At 65.8% G+C, this 4,467-nt stretch carries 4 protein-coding genes; 2 read left to right on the forward strand and 2 right to left on the reverse strand.

The genetic code is table 11. The features are described from left to right. Positions 1–205: 205 nt before the first annotated feature. The gene (locus tag O7A61_RS31115; RefSeq protein WP_337133011.1) at positions 206–1,840 is read left to right on the forward strand and encodes an ABC transporter substrate-binding protein; all 1,635 of its coding nucleotides are present in this window, start codon (positions 206–208) and stop codon (positions 1,838–1,840) included. Between the two features lie 198 nt (positions 1,841–2,038). Continuing rightward, on the forward strand, positions 2,039–3,139 hold the full coding sequence (locus O7A61_RS31120; protein ID WP_337133012.1) for a serine hydrolase domain-containing protein: 1,101 nt from the start codon (positions 2,039–2,041) through the stop codon (positions 3,137–3,139). A gap of 6 nt (positions 3,140–3,145) precedes the next feature. Here O7A61_RS31120 and O7A61_RS31125 read toward each other — a convergent pair whose 3' ends face one another. After that, positions 3,146–3,709, reverse strand: a complete 564-nt coding sequence (locus tag O7A61_RS31125; protein ID WP_337133013.1) for a cytochrome b — start codon at positions 3,707–3,709, stop codon at positions 3,146–3,148. 137 nt (positions 3,710–3,846) lie between these two features. Continuing rightward, positions 3,847–4,467 (reverse strand): 3-keto-5-aminohexanoate cleavage protein (locus O7A61_RS31130; RefSeq protein WP_337133014.1); only part of this gene is annotated, 621 nt, incomplete at its 5' end.

The following is a 4,467-nucleotide window of genomic DNA, read 5'->3' on the forward strand; positions in this document are numbered from 1 at the left end:
GCTCGGCGGCCAGGGCGGCTACGGTTTCCAGGTTTCGCTGACCTTGGCCAGACTGAGCGCGGCGCTGCTGCGCGGGCAGTCTTTGCCCGAGGATGTCACGGCACTCGGCGTCACTGCCGCGGCGCTGGCGCCGGACCGTTTCCTGGGCCGAGCGGCGACCCTATGAATTTCCCTCAACCGTAAAGTGTCATCAGGAGCGTTTGCGATGAAATCCACCGTTCTGCGCACAGTGCTTGCCCCGTCTCTTCTGGCCACGTCCCTTCTGGCCTCGACCCTTCTGGCCTCATCCGTCCTCGTCGGCGGGCAGGCCTACGCCAAGACGCTGGTCTATTGCTCGGAGGCCAATCCCGAGACCTTCAACCCGGCGATCGGCATCGCCGATTCCACCATGGACGCCGCCGCCAAGACGATCTTCAACCGACTGGTCGAGTTCAAGCCGGGCACGACGGAGGTCGGACCGGCGCTGGCCGAAAGCTGGGATGTTTCATCGGATGGCAAGACCTACACCTTCCATCTCAGGCACGGCGTGAAATTCCAGTCGAACGAGCATTTCACGCCCTCGCGCGACTTCAACGCGGATGACGTGCTCTACACGTTCGACCGCCAGCGCGATGCCAACAATCCCTATCACAAGCTCGGCGGCGGCGCTTACGAGTACTTCAACGCGCTCGGCATGGGCACGCTGATCGACAGAATCGACAAGGTCGACGACTACACCGTGCGCTTCACGCTGACGGCAGCCAATGTCACCTTCCTGGCCGGGCTGGCGCTCGACTATCTCTCCATCCTGTCGCTGGAGCAGACGCAAAAGATGGTCGCGGCCGGCACGCCGGAGCTGATCGACAGCATGCCGGTCGGCACCGGGCCTTTCGTGCTTCAGGCCTATGTGCCCGACAGCCAGATCCGCTACGCCGCCAACAAGGATTACTGGCGCGGAGCGCCGAAGATCGACACGCTGGTCTTCGCCGTCACGCCCGAGCCGACCACCCGCGTCGAGCGCATCAAGGCCAATGAATGCCAGGTCGCCGCGCCGCCGCCGCCAAGTGCGGTCGCCGATCTGCGTGCCGATCCCGACATCACAGTCCTCGATCTCAAGGGCCAGAACATCGGCATCCTCGGCTTCAATGTCGAGCACCAGCCGCTGGGCGACGTGCGCGTGCGCACGGCACTGGCCAAGGCCATCGACCGCAAGGCTATCGTCGATGCCGTCTACGCCGGCGCCGGCACGGTGGCCGGCAGCGTCGTGCCGCCGGCGCAGCTCGGTGCCGTCACCGATGCCGGCATCGACTATGATCCCGAGGGCGCGAAGAAACTGCTGAAGGAAGCCGGCCACGAAAGCGGCCTCAAGGTCAGCCTGTGGGCGATGCCGGTGTCGCGCCCCTACAATCCCAACGCCAAGCGCATGGCAGAGATGATCCAGGCGGACTGGGCCAAGGTCGGCGTGCATTCGGAGATCGTCAGCTTCGAATGGGGCGAATATCTCAAGCGCACCGCGGCGGGCGAACAGGACACCTTTCTGCTCGGCGGCAGCAGCGACAATGGCGACCCCGACAACATGCTGAGCTATCTCCTCTCCTGCGACGGCGTGAAGGGCGGCTCCAACCGATCGCGCTGGTGCGATAGGGATTTCGAGGAACTGCTTGACGAGGGCCGCGTCGCAGCCGACCCGAAAGAGCGCGCCGCGATCTACGGGAAGGCGCAAGCGATCCTGAAGGCCGAAGTGCCGGTGGCGCCGATCGCCCATTCGATGGTCGCGATCCCGATCCGCAAGAGCGTGCTCAACTACGTGCTCGACCCCTTCGGCCGGCAGAATTTCGCCGCCGTCGACATGGCGGAGTGAGGCTGGGCGGGGCTGGGCTGGGCTGGGCTGCCCTTCCCTTCTCCCCCTGTGGGAGAAGGTGGCCTCGCGAAGCGAGGTCGGATGAGGGGTGTTCCAGGGAAAGCCAACGCCTCACTCCGCTGGAACACCCCTCAACCGTCTCGGCGCTGCGCGCCGATCCACCTTCTCCCACAGGGGGAGAAGGAAGAAAGGTGAATCATGCCAAAAAACCTGACCTCCCTCCTAAACAGCTACCTTGCCGACGGCGCGGTGGGTGCTTCGCTGGCCTACGCCAAGGGTGACTCAACGCCGACCGCCCTTACCGCCGGCCTCGCCGACCGCGCGCGTGGCACATCGGTCACGCCAGACCAGCTGTTCAAGATCGGCAGCTGCACCAAGACCTTCGTCGCCGCCGCCCTGGTCAAGCTCGCCGAGACCGGCAAGCTCGATCTCGGCGCGCCGATCTCCTCCTGGTTCCCGGACCTGCCGGGCGCCGGCGATATTTCAGTGCGCCAGTTGATCAACCACCGCAGCGGCCTGCCGGAGTTCGAATACTACATTCCGATGGACCCGGGCCGGCAGTGGACGCCGCGACAGCTGGTCGACATCGCCTTTGCCTCCGACAAGCAGAAGGCGCCGGGCGGGCCAGCCGTCTACAACAACACCGGCTATGTCCTGGCCGGCATGGTGATCGAGGCCGTCACCGGCCAGCCGCTGGGCGCCTATGTCAGAAGCGCGATCCTGCAGCCGCTCGGCCTGAAGAACACCTGGTCGCCGGCGACCGAAGCGTTTCCGGAAAAGTCGATGGTGCGCGGCTATTACCACCGGCCGCCGCCGGCGCCGAACGCGCCCACCGACATCGCCTCGGGCGGCGAGATGTGGCGCATGGACGGCGTGCTGCCCTATTCCGGCGAGCTGCAGGACTCGTCCGACTCCTTCCCGTTCGGCGCCGCCTATGGCTGCGGCGACATGGTGTCGACACCATCCGACATGGTGGGTTTCATGCGCGGCCTGTTTTCTGGGAAGCTGTTGTCACCGCCGTTCTTCGCCGAGATGTTCGAACACCGCGTGCCGGCGAGCTTTCCAGGCACCCGCATGCGCGAGACCGGTGCGGGTATGTTCCAGAGCGCCTATGCCGACCGCACCTTCTACGGCCACCAGGGCAGCATTCCGGGTTATGTCGCCGTCATGCTGCACGATCCCGAGACGGACCTCACCATCGCCATGACCAGCAATGTCGGCTCCGGCAACCGCCTCTCCTTCCAGGCCAGCGGCCTGCACCCGGTGGTCGACCAGGCGATCCGCATCATTCTCGACTGACAGCGCTCAGCCGCCCTGCCCGGACGATGGATCGGGCAGACCCGGCAGCATCTGGCTCAGCACCCGGTCGCGAAGGAAGACGTGATGGAAGATGGCAGCGGCCGCGTGCAGGCCAGCGAGCCACATCATGATATCGCCGAGCGTGCCATGGATCTCCGCCAGCGGCGCGCCCCAGGTGCCGGAAAACGGACCGATCGCGCCCAACCCATAGACAGTGACCGGGTGGCCGCCGAACAAGGCGCCGACCATGGCTGTCGCCGGAACCGCGAACAGCAGCGCATAGAGCGCCCAATGCGTCGCCTTCGAGGCGACCTCCATCCAGGCGGGCATGGCCGGCGCCTCGGGAATGCGATCGAACCGGCGCCAGACCAGGCGAATGACCAGCAAGCAGAAAACGGTAAAGCCGAGCGACTCGTGCAGCAGCAGCGTCGACGCCCTGGCCGCTGAATAGACCCGCTCCGGAGGGCCACCCGCCGAGACCAGGAAAGCAATGAGCACCAGCAGTGCCGTCAGCCAATGAAATGCCTGGGCGAGGCGTCCATAGCGGGTTGTCCTGCCGGACAGCGACATGCGAGAGCTCCGAAACAGTTGGACATCTCCCCTCGCCCTCGAATGTGGCCTTATTTCAGCTGTTCCTCAGGCGACATGGGTTTGTTGCGCGAATGGTGGGCATCACCGAGTTCGCCGGCGGCGCGGCCTGACAAGGTTCAGCTCATACTCGTGGAGCGGAAGTTCGCGGCGGCCGCGGCCACGATCTCGGCATTGTCCCTCGCCACCGTTCCATCGCTCAGCGTCTTGCCGTCCTCCAGCCCGACCCGTGTCGACCAGCGCTTTTGCCGGGCAAGGTCCACGAACGGCCAGACTGTGCCGTCGACGCCGTGCAGCAGGATCTGCCGCCACACGCCCGCGCGTTCGAGCACGGCGGCGATGCCGCGCGCCTCGTCGAGGGCTGTAGGCAGGTCCGGTATGTCGATCTCGATCAGGATGCGCAGCACCCTGCTATGATCGGCAAGCGCCACGAAGCGCTCCGCATCATCCGTCGTGGCAAGCCCCGCCTCGATGCCGACGCCCTGTTTACGCAACAGCTCCATCACATCGGGTGCGTCGGGCTCCGAGAGATTGACCGAGGCATAGTCGGGCAGCTCGCGCCAGGCGGCGATCGCCGCGCGGGTCCGCGCCACATCGTTCTCGATCCATGCGCCGGTCGACACACCGATCAATGTACCCGGACAGGCCTGGCGCACGGCAAGCACCGTCATATCCACCGCCGCCAGGCTTTCGCGCCCGTCGGCGCCGCGCGGATGGATGTGCAGTTCGGCGGCACCCGC

Origin of the sequence: Mesorhizobium sp. Cs1321R2N1 (genome assembly GCF_037179725.1) — a bacterium.
Lineage (GTDB): Bacteria > Pseudomonadota > Alphaproteobacteria > Rhizobiales > Rhizobiaceae > Mesorhizobium > Mesorhizobium salmacidum.

Bases quoted from the DNA above. Each gene is read 5' to 3' on its own strand.
- O7A61_RS31115 (WP_337133011.1), top strand. From the start codon at position 206: ATGAAATCCACCGTTCTGCGCACAGTGCTTGCCCCGTCTCTTCTGGCC.
- O7A61_RS31120 (WP_337133012.1), top strand. From the start codon at position 2,039: ATGCCAAAAAACCTGACCTCCCTCCTAAACAGCTACCTTGCCGACGGC.
- O7A61_RS31125 (WP_337133013.1), bottom strand. From the start codon at position 3,709: ATGTCGCTGTCCGGCAGGACAACCCGCTATGGACGCCTCGCCCAGGCA.